Here is a 16,866-nt window from a genome sequence, read left to right as displayed (position 1 = left end):
GGAGGTTGGCATGCGCACCATTGATCTGGCGGGTACCCCGGTTCCGGTCATCGGCCAAGGCACTTGGCGTATGGGGGAAGATTCTGCACGGCGAACAGCGGAAGTCGCTGCCCTGCAATTGGGTATCGACGAGGGCATGACCCTGATCGACACCGCCGAGATGTACGGCGAAGGCGGTGCGGAAGAAGTGGTCGGGGAGGCGATCCAGGGGCGCCGGGACCAGGTGTTCCTGGTCAGCAAGGTCTACCCGCACAACGCCAGTAAAACCGGGGTCCCACGGGCCTGCGAAGCCAGCCTCAAGCGCCTGGGCACCGATCACATCGACTTGTATCTGCTGCACTGGCGCGGGCAATACCCTCTTGCAGAAACGGTTGACGCCTTTGAGCGGCTGCGTGATGCCGGCAAGATCGGGCGCTGGGGCGTGTCCAACTTCGACGTATCGGATCTTCAGGAGCTGGCATCACCCGCCTGCGCCACCAATCAGGTGCTCTACAACATCGAGCAGCGCGGCATTGAGTTCGATCTGCTGCCCTGGTGGCAACAACACAACCTGCCGTTGATGGCGTACTGCCCGATCGCCCAGGGAGGAGACCTGCTGAGCAGCCCCACCCTCAAGCAGATTGCCCGTCGACACGAGGCCACACCGGCTCAAGTGGCCCTGGCATGGGTACTGCGGCAGGACCGCGTTATCGCCATCCCCAAAGCCGTGAGCCCCGAACACGTGCGCCTCAACGCGGCGGCGGCCAGGCTGGTTCTTGACGAGCATGACCTGGATGCCATCGACCGGGTATTCGGCGCGCCAATCCGCAAGCATCCGTTGGCGATGGTGTGACACACCCGACTGCTACGGCATCGCAGCTTGCGACGCCGTTGCTGCCGGGTCGGGCTTCAGCCGGCCACCGGGCTGCGCCAGTCGTCAGAGCCTGAAGTGCCCGAAACCTCATGGGTCCAGACGATTTTGCGGTAGGTAAAGTGCACATCTTCCAGGTGGGTGAAATGCGCATTTCCCGGATCCTGGCAGTTGGGCATCCGTGACTGGATGTCGACGATGATCGCGTCCTCCAGCTCGATGGTGAAGTAGTGCTCCTGGGTACCGGCGGATGATGTGCGATACCACTCAAGGCGGCACTTGACCATTTCCCCGGACGTCAGCGCGCTGAACAGCAGCGGCGAAGATTTATCGAATACCTTGCTGATCATCAGCGGCTTATGGACACGCTGGCCGGTTGGCTGGCCCGATTGCGGATCGCGGGGAATGATGACCTGATGCTGGAATGCCTCGACCAGGATCTGATCCTCGTGGCCTTCCTGATAGATGTTGCCTACCGAATCCTGGGTGAACGTGCCTGCCGTGATCAAACCTTGCTTGGTGCCGGTGATCGAGAGGTATGCGGGTGTTGGCATGACGGGTTTCCTTGCCTGACAGATAAGTTTGCGCCGAGGGGCGCCGTTGCCGGATGGGCGCTGCTTACTAACAAGAAGTGTGCCGGATTTCAGTCGGCCTAATAAAATAAGGGCGCTTGTTCGTGGTGGAGACTTAATAGGCGCCGAGTTAGAAGGGCTTTAGTCTTTGAAGTTGAGTTTGTTTGCGCAGTAGTGCGCAGTTAATTGCCTGGTCAGCGTACGTCGCAGTGTTGATAGGTGGATATATAGTTTTAATGCAGCTTGCCTGGAAAGTGTGCGCAGCTTTTTGCGCAAGGGTGCTGGCAGGTATGTCGCCCAATAAAATGGGCTGTTTTATTGGGTGGGAAGAGGGTCGTTGAGCACGCTTAGTTACAAAATTGCGGGCTGCTTTGATTTTGTAGGAATCTCCTTAAGTGCGCCTGGCTGACTTGCCCAATAAAATACAGCTGGCTATGGTTCGTACTTGTCGCTACACGGAAACGAAATTCAGTAAGTGAGGTGTTGGCGTTTATATAGATGCTTGCCCTACTTTAATTGAGCATTGATCAGCACACTGCGGCCATCATGGTTTATTCAGACAAACTTTCTGCTTATTACTTGAAACTTGCCCGGTCGCCGATTTCGGTTGACTGTTTTGCAGGGGAGGATATGCGTTTTTCGGCGGGATACGAAGCGCTGGAAAGTGAGCTGGAAAAAGCCCGCTCGATCCATGGCAACAGCCAGCCGGACTGGCAGTCCGTAGTGGACCAAAGTGAAGCCTTGTTGCGTCACGAATCCAAGGATTTGCGGGTGGTTGCCTGGTTGACATGGGCTCTGTATCAACGCGAGTCCTTTTCCGGCCTGCTCGCGGGGCTCGGCCTGTTGCGCGACCTGTGTGAGCACCATTGGGCGACGGTTCACCCCCTCAAGCAGCGTACCCGCATTGCGGCCTTTGGCTGGTTGGTACAGCGCATTGAACCGGTGTTGGCGCAGAGTTTTTCGCTCAAGCACCAGCGTTCCCTGTTCCAGTGCCTGGCCGTGCAATTGTCCGACCTTGACCAGTTGTGGGTCAGGCACCTGGGGGACGATGCGCCGTTGCTACTGGCTGCGCGCAGGCAACTGGCGGACAAGCTGCAACAGGCCCGGGAGAACGATCCGCCGCCATCCGGGGTGAGCGGGGTGGTTGCCCAGGTCAAGCAGGTCGCGACCCAACTGCTGGCGCCTGAGCCGGTGGTGAACAACGAAAAAGACGTTCACAGGCTCCTGCGTACGCTGCAGGACGGCGCTCGACCGCTGTGTACCTGGTGGCTGCGCCAGAACGCCACTGACCTGCGGGCCTTGCGCCTGAACCGGACGCTGGGCTGGCTGGGTATCACTGGTCTTCCCGATAGCAACAGCGAACAGATAACGCCGTTGCGTGGGTTGCTGCCCGACAAACTCAAGCGCTACCAGGAGCGCTTTGCCCAAGGGCATTACGCCGACCTGTTGCTGGAGCTTGAGGCCAGCCTGGCGGGCGCGCCTTTCTGGTTTGACGGCGTGCGCATGCTCTGGGAGTGCCTCCAGGCGCTGCAGGCCGAACTGGCGATGGTCGAGACAGAGATTCAGTTCGCCCTGTTGCTGCAACGATTACCGGGGGTCGTTCAATTGCGCTTCCACGATGGAACACCCTTTGCCGACGCTACCACTCGCGGGTGGATCGACAGCCAGGTCAGTCACCACCTGCAGGCAAGGGTGCCGCCCAGGAATATTGCCAGAGTTGGTCCGGCGCCATGGGAGGAGGCCTTGCAGACGGTCGCTCCGTTGCTGCGCAAGGAGGGGCTGAAGGCCGCTGTCCAGGCCTACAAAAACGCCATGCAGGCTGCGCGAGGTGACCGTGCCCGGTTTTATTGGCGCCTGGGCCTGGCTCGGTTGTGTATCCAGGGTGCCAAGCATGAGTTGGCCAGGATCCAGCTTGAACAGCTTGAGCAGGAGTTGCAGCACGGCAGCCTGCATCGCTGGGAGCCGGACCTGACCCTGGAGGTGTTGCAACTGCTGTACGCCTGTTACGACGTATTGCCCCAGGGCCATGGTCTGCGCGAGCGCAAGGACGATGTCTATCGCAAGCTGTGTCAGGTCGATCTGGAAGCGGTACTCCAATAGGTTTTCCGTCATTACGCAAAGGAGAAACATCATGGCCAAAGAAGGTTCGGTCGCCCCCAAGGAACGCATCAACATCACGTTCAAACCGGCCATAGGCGGTGCCCAGGAAGAAGTTGAGCTACCCCTGAAGCTGCTGGTCCTGGGTGACTTCACCCAGCGCGAAGACACGCGCAAGGTCGAAGACCGCAAGCCCATCAGTATCGACAAAAACACGTTCGACGAGGTGCTGGCCAAGCAAGCCTTGAGTCTGCAGCTGGGTGTTCCCAATCGATTGCAGGAAACCGATGAAGCCGATGAGTTGCCCATCCAGGTCCGCATCAACGCCATGCGGGACTTCAACCCGGCCCAACTGGTCGAGCAGGTTCCGCAATTGAAAAAGCTGATGGAGTTACGTGAGGCACTGGTGGCGCTCAAAGGCCCCCTGGGCAATACACCGAGCTTTCGCAAGGCCATAGAAAGCGCCTTGGCCAATGACCAGGCCCGTGCACGGGTATTGGCCGAACTGGGGCTGAACAGCCCCAACCCATGACTTTCTCAGTAAAAGGACACTGACCTTATGACCACTAGCCCTAGCGCCCAGGCTACCCCCCTGGATAGCGCATACAGCATTCTCGACGACATCATCGCCCAGACCCGCCTGACGGCCGATGATGGAACCTACGACATCGCCAGGCGCGGTGTGGCGGCCTTTATCGAGGAATTGATCAAGCCACAAAACCGAGGCGAGCCGGTCAAGAAACAACTGGTGGACCGCATGATTGCCGAGATCGACGCCAAGCTCAGCCGGCAAATGGACGAAATCCTCCACCATCCCGACTTCCAGGCACTGGAAGCGGCCTGGCGGGGTTTGCAGCTGCTGGTGGATCGCACCGACTTCCGGGAAAACATCAAGATCGAGCTGCTTAACGTCTCGCGGCAGGACCTGCTGGACGATTTCGAGGACTCGCCGGAGGTTGTGCAGTCGGGCCTCTACAAACATACCTACAGCGCCGAATACGGTCAGTTTGGTGGTCAGCCTGTCGGCGCCATCATCGCCAACTATTTCCTGTCGCCCAGCGCGCCTGACGTCAAGCTGATGCAATACGTATCCAGCGTCGCCTGCATGGCTCATGCACCGTTCATTGCCGCCGCCGGGCCGGGTTTCTTCGGTCTGGAGAGCTTTACCGGCCTGCCGGACCTGAAGGATCTGAAAGACCACTTCGAAGGGCCACAGTTTGCCAAATGGCAGAGCTTCCGCCAGAGCGAGGATGCCCGTTACGTGGCCTTGACGGTGCCACGCTTTCTCCTGCGAACGCCCTACGACCCGGTGGACTGCCCGGTCAAGACCTTCGCCTATAACGAGCATGTGGTCAGCAGTCATGAGCATTATCTGTGGGGCAATACTGCCTACGCCTTTGCCACGCGCCTGACTGACAGCTTCGCCCGCTTCCGTTGGTGCCCCAACATCATTGGCCCGCAAAGCGGGGGCACGGTGGAAGATCTGCCGCTGCATCACTTCCAGAGCATGGGCGAAATCGAAACCAAGATCCCCACCGAGGTGCTGGTCTCCGACCGTCGTGAGTACGAGCTGGCGGAGGAGGGCTTCATTGCCCTGACGATGCGCAAGGGCAGCGACAACGCGGCGTTCTTTTCCGCAAGTTCCGTGCAGAAACCCAAGCGCTTCGGCATCAGCGCCGAGGGCAAGGCCGCCGAGTTGAACTACAGGCTGGGCACCCAACTGCCGTACATGATGATCGTCAACCGCCTGGCGCACTATTTGAAAGTGCTGCAGCGCGAGCAGTTGGGTTCATGGAAGGAGCGCACCGACCTGGAGTTGGAGCTCAACAAGTGGATCCGCCAGTACGTGGCCGACCAGGAGAACCCCAGCGCCGAGGTGCGGGGGCGACGTCCGCTGCGGGCGGCACGGGTCGTCGTCAGTGACGTCGATGGCGAGCCGGGCTGGTATCGCATCAACCTCAGCGTACGCCCGCATTTCAAATACATGGGGGCAGATTTCACCCTGTTCCTGGTTGGCAAGCTCGATAAAGAATGAGCCGGGGGCCTGAGATGAGTCACTACAGCGGCTTCCTTGAGCGCCTTGCAGGCACCACGCCTCAGTCGACGGGGCGCGCGCCACTCGCCTGTGTCGCCGCGTCGGTGGCCACCCACCTGGGCAACATGCTCAGCACCCGGGCGGGCAGTGTGCAGACGCTGCCCGACTATGGCCTGCCGGACCTCAATGACATGCGTCTGAGCCTGCACGAATCCCTCAGCCAGGCACGCTTTCTGATCGAGCGGTTTATCGCGGCCTACGAACCGCGCTTGAGCAACGTACGGGTCGTTGCGTTGCCACGGGATCGCGACCCGCTGGCCCTGGCCTTTGATATCCAGGGCGCGTTGACCATCGACGGCGTCGTGCAGAACGTGGTGTTTTGCGCAAGCCTGACGGGCAATGGACGTGTCGAGGTCGCCCCAGGTGTCCTTTAACCGCTATTACCAGAGCGAACTCAATGCCTTGCGGCAGTTGGGGCGACGCTTCTGCGAACGCAATCCGGCGCTTGCCCCGTTCCTCGGGGACAGTGGCCGGGATCCGGATGTCGAGCGGTTGCTTGAGGGCTTTGCGTTCCTGACGGGCCGCTTGCGACAGAAGCTCGACGACCAGTTGCCCGAGCTCAGCCATTCGCTGATGCACCTGTTGTGGCCCAACTACATGCGCCCGTTACCCGCGTTCAGCATGTTGCAGTTCGCACCGCTGCTGCGTGCCGGGCCGGCAGTCACGGTCGAGCGGGACACGCCGGTGGAAAGTGTGGCGATTGACGGTGAGCGTTGCCGTTTTCGCACCTGTTATGCAACGGATGTGCTGCCCCTGCAAATCAGCGCGCTGGAATACTCGGCCCAGGGCGAGGGTGCCTTGTTGAGCCTGCGCCTGGAGATGACCGCCGAAGGACATATGGGCGAACTGGTGCTTGAGCACCTGCGCTTGCATTTTGCCGGGGAACGCTACGTCAGCCAGATGCTGTACGTGAGTCTGCTGCGCCACCTGCACGGTATCGAACTGCTGCTACTCGATGGCCAGGGCGAACCGCTGCTGGCCCATGACGGGCAGGTGCGGTCACTGCAACTGCCGGCCTGCGGGGTTCAGCCAGCAGGTTTTTCAGAAGCAGAGGCATTGCTGCCTTATCCGCCGAATGCGTTCACTGGGTATCGGCATCTGCAGGAGTATTTTGCGTTTCCAGAGAAGTATCTGTTTGTCGACGTCGGTGGTCTGGATGTTCTGCAAACCTTGCCGGTTGACGTGCTCAAACAGGTGCGGGGCGTTGAGTTGCGCTTCAAGCTTGGCCAGCGCAATCCCGAGCAGGTGCAGCCCACACTGGACAACGTGAAGCTGTTTTGCACGCCGGTGGTCAACCTGTTCAAGCACGATGGAGTGCCGATCCGACTGGATGGCCGGCAGGACGAGTATCTGCTGCTGGGGGCTGACTATGCGCCAGGCCATTGCGCGGTGTTCTCCGTCGACCAGGTCACGGGATGGCGTCCGGGTGGCCTGGGCTACCAGACGTACGTGCCATTCGAGTCGTTCGAGCACGATGAGCAGACCGCGTGCTACAGCATCCGCCAGCGGCCCTCCGTGCAACACAGCGGACTGGATACCTACCTGAGCTTTGGCAGACGCCAGTCCGGTGATCAGGAAACCCTGTCTGTCGAGATGACCTGCACCAACCATGATTTGCCGCGCAAATTGCGTATCGGTGACATCAATCAAGCGTGCGAGCAAACACCCGAATTCCTGTCTTTCAGCAATATCACGGCAGCCACCCCTGGCATTGCGCCCCCGCTGGACAGCGACTTTCTCTGGAAGCTGATCAGCAACATGTCGCTCAACTACCTGTCCCTGAGCGATATCAATGCGCTGAAAGTGGTGCTCGAGACCTATGACCTGCCGCGCTACCACGATCGCCAGGCGGAAAAAGTCAGCATCCGCAGGCTGGGCGGGTTGCGCTCGATCAGCCAGCGGCCGATTGACAGATTACACGGCGGTTTGCCGATTCGAGGTGTGGCAATCGACCTGACCGTCGACCTCCAGCACTTCCTCGGAGAGGGCGACCTGTTTGTGTTTGCCTCGGTCCTCAACGAGTTTTTTGCCCTGTATGCGAGCCTCAACTCGTATCACGAACTGCGTGTTACCAGCACACAAGGAGAGGTGTACCTATGGCCATCCCGGATGGGCCTGCAGGCTCTGCTTTAACCGAACTGTCGCGGACCATTCGCGAGTACTCGCTGTTCCAGGCGATCTCGCAGGTGATCGAGCGTTTGCGTGACGCCCATCCGTCCCTGGGCGATGAGGCGCTGTATGAACGCCTGGAGTTCCAGGCCAACCCGGGGTTGGGGTTTCCCGGCAACGATATTGACCGGGTGACGTTCTTTGTCGAGGGCGGGCAACTGCGCGCACGTTTGCGCCTCAACGTATTGGGACTGGTGGGGGCGAATTCGCCACTGCCGGCGTTTTATGGTGAACACGCATTGACCGAACGGGCGGGCGGTAATCCTGTCGGCGACTTTCTCGACTTGTTTCACCACCGCCTGCATCGGTTGATGCTGCCTTTGTGGCGCAAGTACCGCTACCGGGCGTGCTTTCGGGCGGGAGCCAGCGACCCGTTTTCCGAGCAGATGTTCGCCCTGATAGGCCTGGGCGGCCGTGCCGTTCGGGGCGCGACGCAACTGGACTGGAAGCGCCTGCTGCCCTACCTGGGCTTGCTGGGTATGCGCGCCCATTCGGCGGCGCTTATCGAAACGGTGCTGCGTTACTACTTCAAGCACCCGCAGTTGCTGATCGAACAGTGCGTCAAGCGCAAGGTGGTGATTGCCCGCAGGCAACGCAACCAATTGGGTCAGGCCAGCAGCCTTCTGGGCCAGAACCTGGTCCTGGGGCGGCAGGTCGTCGACCGTGCCGGCAAGTTCAGGGTGCATATCCAGAACCTCGACTGGCAGCGGTTTCATGATTTTCTGCCCACCGGCGCAAGCCACTCTCCGCTTGGCGCGCTGGTGCGTTTCGCCGTGCGCGATCCGCTGGACTATGACCTGCGTCTGGTGCTGCGTACTGAGGAGGTACGGGCGCTGCATATAGGCCAGCGCAATGTGTGCCGGCTGGGATGGACCAGTTGGATGGGGCAGGCGCGCGCGGATGGCGTGCTCACCCTGGCCAATAAACTCGGTAGAAACGGATGACGATGATGAATGTGGATTTGCAACAACTGATTCGCGTGTTGACGACACACACTCGCCGAGACCTGGAGCGTGCCGCCGAACGCTGTGTGACCCGGGGCGGGACGCAAGTCCTGGTGGAGGACATGTTGCTGGCGCTACTGGAGCACCCGCAAGGATTGCTGGTGCGCGCGCTGCAAGATGCCGGTGTCGAACAGGGCGAGTTGCAAGCCACCCTGCAGCCCAGGGTGGGCCAGGGCACTTCACGCAATCCGGTGTTTGCGCCGTTGCTGGTGCAATGGTTGCAGCAAGCGCTGGTGGTTGCCCAGCTGGAATTGGCGCAATCCCAGGTCGGTGACGCAGCCTTGATCCTCGCCTTGCTGCGTAACCCACAGTCTCACGCAGGCAGTCGTTATCAGGTGCTGCTGGCGCGCCTCGATGCGCAGCGCCTGCTTGAATTCGCCTTGAACGCCGAGATTGAGGGTTCCCGTGGGACAGCCGGCGCCAACAATGAGTCGTTGTTGCAGCGCTTCACCCATGATCTGACTCAGCAAGCCTTAGAGGGGCGGGTTGACCCGGTATTGTGCCGCGACGCAGAAATCCGCCAACTGACCGATATCCTGGCGCGTCGGCGCAAGAACAATCCGATCATTGTCGGTGAGGCCGGTGTCGGCAAGACTGCGCTGGTCGAGGGGCTGGCCCGGCAGATCGCCTGTGGGCAAGTGCCGCCAGTGCTCAAGGATACGCGCCTGCTGGTCCTCGACATGGGGCTGCTGCAGGCCGGTGCCAGCATCAAGGGCGAGTTCGAGCGGCGGCTCAAGGGCGTTATCGACGAAGTGAATGCTTCACCGGTGCCGGTGATCCTGTTTATTGACGAGGCACACACCTTGATCGGTGCCGGCAGCGCGCCCGGCAGCGGCGATGCGGCGAACCTGCTCAAGCCGGCGCTGGCCCGTGGCGAGCTGCGTACCATCGCCGCCACCACCTGGTCGGAGTACAAGAAATACTTCGAAAAGGATCCCGCATTGGCCCGGCGCTTTCAGCCGGTGCATGTCCAGGAGCCCAGTGTCGATGACGCAGTGATCATCCTGCGTGGTCTGACTGCGGTGTATGAAGCCAGCCATGGCGTGTACGTGCGTGATGACGCCGTGGTTGCCGCCGCGCAGTTGTCTGCCCGTTACCTGGCGGGGCGACAGTTACCCGACAAGGCCGTGGATCTGCTCGATACGGCCTGCGCCCGTGTGCGCATCAGCCTGGTGACAGCCCCGCCGGCGTTGCAGGCCGTGGCGGCGCAACTGGCTGAAAGCACCGGCCAGCACCAGGCGCTTTGCCGCGATAGGGACGCTGGGTTACCTATAGATCCGGGCGCGCTGCAGGTTCTGGCTGCACGCCTGCAAACCATCAGTTGCGAACACGAGCACCTCAAGCAGTGCTGGACGCGCCAGCGCGAGAGGGCCGAAGCGATACTGGCCCTGCGCATACAGGTGAGCCAGGCCCGTCAGTCGGGGCAGGCAATCGAGGTGCTTGAGCAGCAATTGTGCGAGGCCCACGGCAGTCTGCTGGCCGAGCAATCTCACCAGCGCCTGGTCAGCTTCGAAGTGTGCCCACGGCTGGTGGCGGAAGTAGTCAGCGCGTGGACGGGAATTCCGCTGAGCCAGGTGGCCTGCGAGCACAGCACCCAGGTCCGCGATTTCGCCACCGATCTGCGGGCGCGCATTCTTGGCCAGGCGCACGCCGTACAGGCGCTGGATCGCTCGATGCGTGCGGTTGCGGCAGGCCTGAACCGCCCCGATGCGCCCGTGGGCGTGTTTCTGCTGGTCGGCCCCAGTGGCGTCGGCAAGACAGAAACGGCACTGGCCCTGGCCGAGCTGTTGTATGGCGGTGAGCGGTTCCTGACCACTATCAACATGTCCGAGTACCAGGAGCCACACTCACTGTCGCGCCTGATAGGTGCTCCGCCCGGGTATGTCGGCTATGGCGAAGGTGGCGTCCTCACCGAGGCGGTCAGGCAAAAGCCCTATTCGGTGCTGCTGCTCGATGAAGTCGAGAAGGCGCCCCCCGGTGTGATGAACCTGTTCTATCAGGTCTTCGACAAAGGGCGGGCCAATGACGGTGAGGGACGTGAGATCGATTTTCGCAACACCCTGATCCTGATGACCTCCAACCTGGGCAGCGAATGCACCATCGACCTGTGCCGGGCTACATCGCGTCCCACCCCACAAGCGTTGCAGGAAGCGCTTGCACCGCTGCTCAAGCAGCATTTCAAGCCGGCGCTGCTGGCCCGTATGCGCGTAGTGCCGTACTACCCGATCGACGGAGCGGTGCTGCGGGAATTGGTAAAAAGCAAATTACAGCGCCTGGCTCAGCGTTTGTTGCAGCGCCAGTTGGCGTTCAGCTATTGCCCGCGGCTGGTCGATTACCTGGCAGAGCGCTGTACCCACAGCGACAGCGGGGCGCGGTATGTCGATCAATGGATCGACGCCAATCTATTGCCCCTGGTCGTCGATCGCCTGCTTGAGGCAATGGCCAGGGACGAGCATCTGCAGCGTGCCCACGGGACGCTGGATGGCGACGGTCACGTAATCTGTGAGTTTGCGTGATGAGGGAGAACCCGTTGTCACAGGCGCTTGATCCTGCCGAACAGCTGGTGCAGTGGCTCTTGCACATGGGCATCGACAGCGATCGGGCAAGTATGCCTGGCCAACTTGCCCATGCCGCCGTGCAGTTGAGCCAGTGCTCGCTCAGCCAGGTGTACCTGGCAGATGAGGGCGACCGTGGTCTGGTGCTGGCTGCCGAATACCGGCGAGATGCAGGGCCTGGGGATATCGGCGCACGTGCAGCAGTTGATCAGCAGCACCAGCAATTGCTGCAGTTCGCCCTGGAGCACAAGCGCCCCCTGAGCATCCGCGGCCTGCAAGACAGCATTTATGACACGACTTTTATTCCGTCAGGCCCGGTGCCCTGGCAATCGCTGCTGTGCGTCCCCGTCACCCATCGCCACCTTGCTGTGAAGGGCGTGTTGTTATGCGTAACCGAACGCAGCATCGACCTGCAGGGGTACGCCACGACACTGGGGCAGTTGGCGGTGTTTGCGCTGCGCCAATGGTCGCTGTTACCGGAGCCTTGCCCGCCGCCGGCCCATTCGGTGCTCGAAAACGTGCTGCATCCCGTAAGTCTCGGCCTGATCGGCAACAGTACGGCGATGGATGAGACCTGCCGCCTGATCGGCAAGGTGCTGGACAGTACCTATACCGTGCTTTTGTGCGGCGAGACCGGCACGGGCAAGGAGGTGGTCGCGCGGGCGATCCATGCCATGGGCCCGCGCCGGTCCAGGGCCTTTGTCGTGCAGAACTGCGCGGCATTCCCGGAAGGGTTGCTGGAGAGCGAACTGTTTGGCTATCGCAAAGGCGCGTTCACAGGCGCCGACCGGGACCGACCGGGGCTGTTCGATACCGCCGACGGCGGCACGTTGCTGCTCGATGAAATCGGCGACATGCCGATGTCACTGCAAGCCAAGTTGTTACGGGTATTGCAGGAGGGCGAAGTACGCCCGCTGGGCGCCCGCGTCGCCCATAAAGTGAATGTACGGATCATTGCCGCCACCCACCGCGACCTGCCTGCAATGGTGGCCCAGGGCAGCTTTCGCGAGGACCTCTACTACCGGCTGGCGCAGTTTCCAATCGAGCTGCCGGCCCTACGCCATCGCGAAGGCGATGCACGGCAATTGGCTCGCCATTTTGCGGGCCAGGCCTGCGCGACCCAGGGGCGAGCACCGGTGTCCTGGTCGGACCAGGCCCTGGATCAACTGTCCAGCCACAGCTTCCCCGGCAACGTGCGCGAACTCAAGTGCCTGGTGGAGCGCGCGGTGTTGTTGTGCGACGACGGGGTGATCCTGCCGCAACATTTGTCGTTGCCATTGGCGTCCTCCACACAGGCCAGCGACGCAACGCTGCGCCAACGCCTGGAGCGCGTCGAACGTGGCTTGCTGATTGATTGCCTGCACAAGAATCGCGGCAATCGCACCCGCACCGCCCGCGAGCTGGGAGTCGCCAGGCGCACCCTGTTGTACCGCCTGGCGCGGCTGAATATCCCTTTCGGTGAAGTATCAAGGGGGAGCGCTGAATGATGCCAGCCCTGACTGACAGGCGCCGGCTGTTGCGCTCGGACGGATTTATTTCAATGGGAGAGGCGTGATGATTGTTTCTCGGTGGCAGGTATTAGTCCTTGTTCTGCTGATGTTGGTGCTGAGTGGTTGTACGGCAAATTACGTGTTTGACGACGATGAATATCGGCCGCTGGGAGATCCGCGGCCCGACCAGTACGCGCAATAAGCCCGGAGGCCCCGTATGCAGTTGATATTTGAGATCTGTGGCAATTGGCAAGGCATGCCCGGCTCGACCCGCAACAAAGTGTTTGACGGCGCCGGCGGGGTGATTGGCCGTGGTGCCGATTGTGATTGGGTCATTCCCGATCCCAGCCGTCAGTTGTCCAATCATCATGCCTTGATCAGCTTTCGTGACGATCAGTACTTTCTGACGGACATCAGCAGCAATGGCATTTGCCTGGGGGACAGCGCCGTGCGCTTGCGCAAGGGCCAGGCCCGGCCTATTGGTCAAGGCATGGTGTTTCGGATGGGCCCGTTTGATATTCGCACGCAGTTGGTGGCGGTGGCTGGCGCCGCGAGTCACAGCGACAACCTGATTCCGGATGATGCGTTCCTGCAGCTGGATCCGCTGTATGCCATGCCCGGCCAGGCCCAGCAGTCAGAGGAAACGCGCTGGACGGACACCAGCACGGTCGAGCGCCAGCATGTGACTGTGCCGACCCTGGTAGAGCCTGCCCCGCAGATTGCACCAGCGGCAGAAAGCCCCCCGGCAGGTAACGACCACGCGCTGTTCTGGGGGGCGTTTTCCAAGGCGCTGGGCGTGTGCCTGGACCCGCTCGACGAACCAGGGCGGCAAGCGCTGGCAATCAAGGTCGCGGGCTTGCTCAGGCAGGCCGTCGAAGGGTTGCAGCAGAACCTGCACACCCACGAAGAGTTGAAAAGTGAGTTGAGCGCTTCGCTCGGGCGTCCGAGCGACCAGCCTCCCTTGATGGGCGGTGCCGATTCCCTGGAGGCCATGTTGGGCGGTGAGCGGCAGGGGCTGCCAGCCGAACTGGCGGTTATCCAGGCTTACCGCGATTTGCAGGTGCATCAGGTCGCGGTGCTCGCGGGTTGTCGTGCCGCCGTGCGCGGCGCACTGGCGGCGTTTGCCCCGGGCCAGTTGCTGGTGCGTTTCGAACAGCAGGGCAACACGCCGCGGCTCCCCACCAGCGGCGCCTATTGGCGCGCCTACCTGCGCCATTATCAGCGCCTGGTCGAGGACGAAGGCTGGAGTGAGCGCTTACTGAGCGAGGACTTTGCCAACGCCTACCGGGAGCAGGTGCGCCTGGTTTCCACCCTTCACAGTACTTGTTCTGGATGATCCCCATGTCACGCTTCACCTTTGTTCTGTTACTCGCTGTGATGGGCCTGTTGCCCGGTTGCAGCAACCTGTCCCCCTATTCGAAGCTGACCAAGCTGGACCTGACGCTGACTGCCAGCGATCAGGTCAACCCGGATCTGAATGGTCGGCCGTCGCCTATCGTGGTGCGTTTGCTGGAGCTCAGCAATCCGGTGGCCTTCGAGAACGCGGATTTTTTCAGCCTGTATGGACGTGCCGAAAGCACTTTGCCCAAGGACCTGATAAGCAGCGAAGAATGGGAGTTGCGCCCTGGTGAGCAGGTCCCGCTGAAGCTCAGGGCAACGTCGGGCGGCCGCTACATCGGGGTGTTGGCGGCCTACCGGGATTTGCCCCAGGCACGTTGGCGCTATGTCGTGCCGTTGGCCGTTGGCTCGCGGACCCGTATCGAACTGTTGTTCGATGAAGCGGGCGTGCGCGCAGCCGATTGGCAGCCGGCCCAGGCAGGTGACTCACATGCTGCTCGATAAAGTCACCTGGCAGGAGGGCATGTTGTTGCGCCCTCAGCATCTGCAGCACAACGACCGTTACTACCACCAGCAACTGGCCCGCCGCAGCCAGTTGTCACAGGGCTATGCCTGGGGCTTCCTGACCCTGGAAATCGACCCGCAGTACCTCGAGATGGGCAAGGTGGTGGTCAGCCAGGCCAGTGGCGTGCTGCCTGATGGGACGCTGTTCGATATGCGTGACCTGAGCGCGCCGCTGGTGCTGGAAATTCCTCCAAACAGCGGCAGCCAGGCGGTGTACCTGGCGTTGCCGATGGTTGCCGGCAATGCCGTCGAGGTTCGCCGCCCGGCGCAAGCTGATGTAGTGGCGCGCTACACCGCGTACGAAGTGGAAGTGGGAGACGCCAATGCCGGCGAAGACACACGCTGCGCCATAACCTGCGCCCGCCCGGATTTTCGCCTGCTGCTTGGCGACGACCATGACGTCCAGACCTACGTCAGGCTCAAAGTCGCACAGGTCCTGGATTGTAACGGCCAGGGCGTTGTAGCCCTCGACAGCCTATTCTCGCCGACGTTCATGCACCTTCATGGGTCGCCCTTTTTACTGTCCTGCCTCAAGGAGGTGGTCAGCCTGTTGGCGTTCCGCGGGGACGCGATTGCCGAGCGTTTGCAGGACGCTGGCCAGGCGGCCGGGGCCGAGATGGGGGACTTCCTGATGTTGCAGTTGATCAACCGTACGGAGTTGATCCTGCGCCACTATCTGGACCAGACCCGCTTGGGCCCCGACGTGTTGTACCAGGCTCTACTGGCGTTGCTGGGGGAGCTTTCGACGTTTTCCAGCGCTACCAAACGCGCCGGTTTTGATGGGCGCTACCAACATAGCGAGCAGGGACCGAGCTTCCGTGAACTGATGGCGGCAATTCGTGCGGTGTTGTCGATGGTACTCGAGCAGCACGCCATTGAGCTGGTGCTGCAGCCCCGTCAATACGGGGTGTTGGTGTGTCCGGTCAACGACCTGAACCTGCTGGGCGCTGCGACCTTCATTGTGGCCGCCAGTGCCCGTAGCGATTCGGAGGTGTTGCGCCAGCGGTTGCCGGCGCACCTGAAAATCGGGCCGGTGGAGCGGATCCGCGAGCTGGTCAACCTGCACCTGGCTGGCATTAGCGTCAAGCCGTTGCCCGTGGCGCCCCGGCAGATTCCTTTCCATGCCGAAAAAACCTATTTCATGCTCGAACTCAGCCCCCGCGACCTGGAGCAGTTGGCACATTCAGGTGGATTCGCCTTCCATGTCAGCGGCGAGTTTGCCGATCTTGAATTGAAATTCTGGGCTATCAGGAACTGAACCGATGACGATGGAAAGGACATACCCGCAGGATGACAAGACGGTCCTGCTGGATCGTCATGGATTTGGCCCGGCGCAGGGCGCCATCACGGATTTCGAGGCACCACCGCGCTTTGAACAGCTTGAGGACCGGATGATGTACGCCGCCCATTTGCAGGGCGCAGAACACTTCAGGCTGGGGCTCAACCCGCTGGTGACAGCGGCCTGGGACCTGTTGTCGGAGGTGGTCCGGCTCAAGGGCGGCACGGCCCGTGAAGGCCTGCACGCGCTCAATGATCGGTTGTCATCGGGCATTACGCTGTTTGAAACCCGCGCCCGCCACGACGCAATCCTCGACAGCCAGATCACGGCGGCGCGTTACGTGCTGTGTAGCGTAATAGACGAAGCGGTGGTGACCACGGCCTGGGGCAGTCAGAGCGACTGGTCGCAGATGAGCCTGTTGAGCCGCTTTCATAACGAAACCTTTGGCGGTGAAAAATTCTTCGAGCTGCTTGAGCGATTGTCCAGGGATCCGATCAAGCATCTGGCGCTGCTGGAGTTGATGTACGTCTGCCTGGCGCTGGGCTTTGAAGGCAAATATCGGGTGATGGAGCGTGGCCTGCTGCAATTGGACGGCATTCGCGACGCTTTATACCGGCAGATCATCCATGTGCGCGGCCACGCGCCTCTGGCCAGTGAGCCCCGGCCACCGTCCAGCCGCAAACCCCGGCAGGCGATGCGCATTGTTTCTGCAACCTGGGTCTGGGTCTTCGTCGTAATGGGCCTGGCCCTCATGTATTCAGGGTTCGCCTGGGTGCTTGGAGAACAGCGCGAGAGCGTGCTCAAAGCCTATCTGCCGACCACCACCGACATCATCCGGACACCGCAGTAGCGC

15 protein-coding genes are annotated in these 16,866 nt (G+C 61.3%); 14 read left to right on the top strand and 1 reads right to left on the bottom strand.

All coding sequences use genetic code 11. The annotated features are described in order from the left end of the window. The first annotated feature begins 10 nt into the window (after positions 1-10). Positions 11-832, top strand: coding sequence for an aldo/keto reductase (locus HBR94_RS03525; protein WP_057436903.1), 822 nt, complete (start codon positions 11-13; stop codon positions 830-832). Between the two features lie 56 nt (positions 833-888). On the opposite strand, the gene HBR94_RS03520 is transcribed toward HBR94_RS03525, so the two are convergent. Continuing rightward, on the bottom strand, positions 889-1,404 hold the full coding sequence (locus HBR94_RS03520; protein WP_029291189.1) for an Hcp family type VI secretion system effector: 516 nt from the start codon (positions 1,402-1,404) through the stop codon (positions 889-891). Between the two features lie 564 nt (positions 1,405-1,968). Between HBR94_RS03520 and tssA the strand changes: the two genes are divergently transcribed. The 13 genes from tssA (at position 1,969) to icmH (ending at position 16,863) form a co-directional block, all read left to right on the top strand. Beyond that, the gene (gene tssA / locus HBR94_RS03515; RefSeq protein WP_170044158.1) at positions 1,969-3,522 is read left to right on the top strand and encodes a type VI secretion system protein TssA; all 1,554 of its coding nucleotides are present in this window, start codon (positions 1,969-1,971) and stop codon (positions 3,520-3,522) included. A 31-nt stretch (positions 3,523-3,553) separates the two neighbouring features. Beyond that, positions 3,554-4,051 (top strand): type VI secretion system contractile sheath small subunit, encoded by a 498-nt coding sequence (gene tssB / locus HBR94_RS03510; protein ID WP_170044157.1) that lies wholly within the window; start codon positions 3,554-3,556, stop codon positions 4,049-4,051. A 27-nt stretch (positions 4,052-4,078) separates the two neighbouring features. Further along, positions 4,079-5,554 carry a type VI secretion system contractile sheath large subunit gene (gene tssC, locus HBR94_RS03505; protein ID WP_057959344.1) on the top strand — a complete coding sequence of 492 codons (1,476 nt, stop codon included), beginning with the start codon at positions 4,079-4,081 and terminating at the stop codon, positions 5,552-5,554. 14 nt (positions 5,555-5,568) lie between these two features. Then, positions 5,569-5,988, top strand: a complete 420-nt coding sequence (gene tssE, locus HBR94_RS03500; protein ID WP_170044156.1) for a type VI secretion system baseplate subunit TssE — start codon at positions 5,569-5,571, stop codon at positions 5,986-5,988. Then, positions 5,978-7,747 carry a type VI secretion system baseplate subunit TssF gene (gene tssF / locus HBR94_RS03495; RefSeq protein ID WP_170044155.1) on the top strand — a complete coding sequence of 590 codons (1,770 nt, stop codon included), beginning with the start codon at positions 5,978-5,980 and terminating at the stop codon, positions 7,745-7,747. Before tssE ends, tssF begins: the two co-directional genes overlap by 11 nt. Beyond that, positions 7,711-8,727 carry a type VI secretion system baseplate subunit TssG gene (gene tssG / locus HBR94_RS03490; protein WP_169989803.1) on the top strand — a complete coding sequence of 339 codons (1,017 nt, stop codon included), beginning with the start codon at positions 7,711-7,713 and terminating at the stop codon, positions 8,725-8,727. The genes tssF and tssG overlap by 37 nt, the downstream gene beginning before the upstream one ends. A gap of 2 nt (positions 8,728-8,729) precedes the next feature. Then, positions 8,730-11,303: a type VI secretion system ATPase TssH gene (gene tssH, locus HBR94_RS03485; protein WP_170044295.1), complete on the top strand. Its 2,574-nt coding sequence runs from the start codon at positions 8,730-8,732 to the stop codon at positions 11,301-11,303. Continuing rightward, a complete protein-coding gene (locus tag HBR94_RS03480; protein ID WP_170044154.1) occupies positions 11,303-12,829 on the top strand; it encodes a sigma 54-interacting transcriptional regulator in 1,527 nt (508 codons plus the stop codon). The genes tssH and HBR94_RS03480 overlap by 1 nt, the downstream gene beginning before the upstream one ends. Before the next feature lie 67 nt (positions 12,830-12,896). Then, positions 12,897-13,034: a type VI secretion protein TagU gene (locus HBR94_RS28510; protein WP_081044223.1), complete on the top strand. Its 138-nt coding sequence runs from the start codon at positions 12,897-12,899 to the stop codon at positions 13,032-13,034. Positions 13,035-13,049: 15 nt separating this feature from the next. Further along, a complete protein-coding gene (gene tagH / locus HBR94_RS03475) occupies positions 13,050-14,168 on the top strand; it encodes a type VI secretion system-associated FHA domain protein TagH (RefSeq protein ID WP_170044153.1) in 1,119 nt (372 codons plus the stop codon). Between the two features lie 5 nt (positions 14,169-14,173). Beyond that, complete coding sequence (tssJ, locus tag HBR94_RS03470) at positions 14,174-14,674, top strand: type VI secretion system lipoprotein TssJ (RefSeq protein ID WP_057436897.1); 501 nt, start codon at positions 14,174-14,176, stop codon at positions 14,672-14,674. Further along, positions 14,661-15,992, top strand: a complete 1,332-nt coding sequence (tssK, locus tag HBR94_RS03465; RefSeq protein ID WP_057436895.1) for a type VI secretion system baseplate subunit TssK — start codon at positions 14,661-14,663, stop codon at positions 15,990-15,992. The genes tssJ and tssK overlap by 14 nt, the downstream gene beginning before the upstream one ends. A gap of 4 nt (positions 15,993-15,996) precedes the next feature. Further along, a complete protein-coding gene (gene icmH / locus HBR94_RS03460; protein ID WP_057436893.1) occupies positions 15,997-16,863 on the top strand; it encodes a type IVB secretion system protein IcmH/DotU in 867 nt (288 codons plus the stop codon). Positions 16,864-16,866 lie beyond the last annotated feature (3 nt).

Origin of the sequence: Pseudomonas sp. WS 5412, from assembly GCF_012985615.1 — a bacterium.
GTDB lineage: Bacteria > Pseudomonadota > Gammaproteobacteria > Pseudomonadales > Pseudomonadaceae > Aquipseudomonas > Aquipseudomonas shahriarae.
The sequence above is the reverse complement of the archived record's forward strand: the minus strand, read 5'-3'. Positions and strand labels throughout refer to the sequence as shown.

Coding starts and splice junctions, on each gene's coding strand:
- tssC (WP_057959344.1), top strand. CDS start 4,079: ATGACCACTAGCCCTAGCGCCCAGGCTACCCCCCTGGATAGCGCATAC.
- HBR94_RS03520 (WP_029291189.1), bottom strand. CDS start 1,404: ATGCCAACACCCGCATACCTCTCGATCACCGGCACCAAGCAAGGTTTG.
- tagH (WP_170044153.1), top strand. CDS start 13,050: ATGCAGTTGATATTTGAGATCTGTGGCAATTGGCAAGGCATGCCCGGC.
- tssB (WP_170044157.1), top strand. CDS start 3,554: ATGGCCAAAGAAGGTTCGGTCGCCCCCAAGGAACGCATCAACATCACG.
- tssE (WP_170044156.1), top strand. CDS start 5,569: ATGAGTCACTACAGCGGCTTCCTTGAGCGCCTTGCAGGCACCACGCCT.
- HBR94_RS03525 (WP_057436903.1), top strand. CDS start 11: ATGCGCACCATTGATCTGGCGGGTACCCCGGTTCCGGTCATCGGCCAA.
- tssA (WP_170044158.1), top strand. CDS start 1,969: ATGGTTTATTCAGACAAACTTTCTGCTTATTACTTGAAACTTGCCCGG.
- tssH (WP_170044295.1), top strand. CDS start 8,730: ATGATGAATGTGGATTTGCAACAACTGATTCGCGTGTTGACGACACAC.
- HBR94_RS28510 (WP_081044223.1), top strand. CDS start 12,897: ATGATTGTTTCTCGGTGGCAGGTATTAGTCCTTGTTCTGCTGATGTTG.
- tssG (WP_169989803.1), top strand. CDS start 7,711: ATGGCCATCCCGGATGGGCCTGCAGGCTCTGCTTTAACCGAACTGTCG.
- tssK (WP_057436895.1), top strand. CDS start 14,661: ATGCTGCTCGATAAAGTCACCTGGCAGGAGGGCATGTTGTTGCGCCCT.
- tssJ (WP_057436897.1), top strand. CDS start 14,174: ATGTCACGCTTCACCTTTGTTCTGTTACTCGCTGTGATGGGCCTGTTG.
- icmH (WP_057436893.1), top strand. CDS start 15,997: ATGACGATGGAAAGGACATACCCGCAGGATGACAAGACGGTCCTGCTG.
- HBR94_RS03480 (WP_170044154.1), top strand. CDS start 11,303: ATGAGGGAGAACCCGTTGTCACAGGCGCTTGATCCTGCCGAACAGCTG.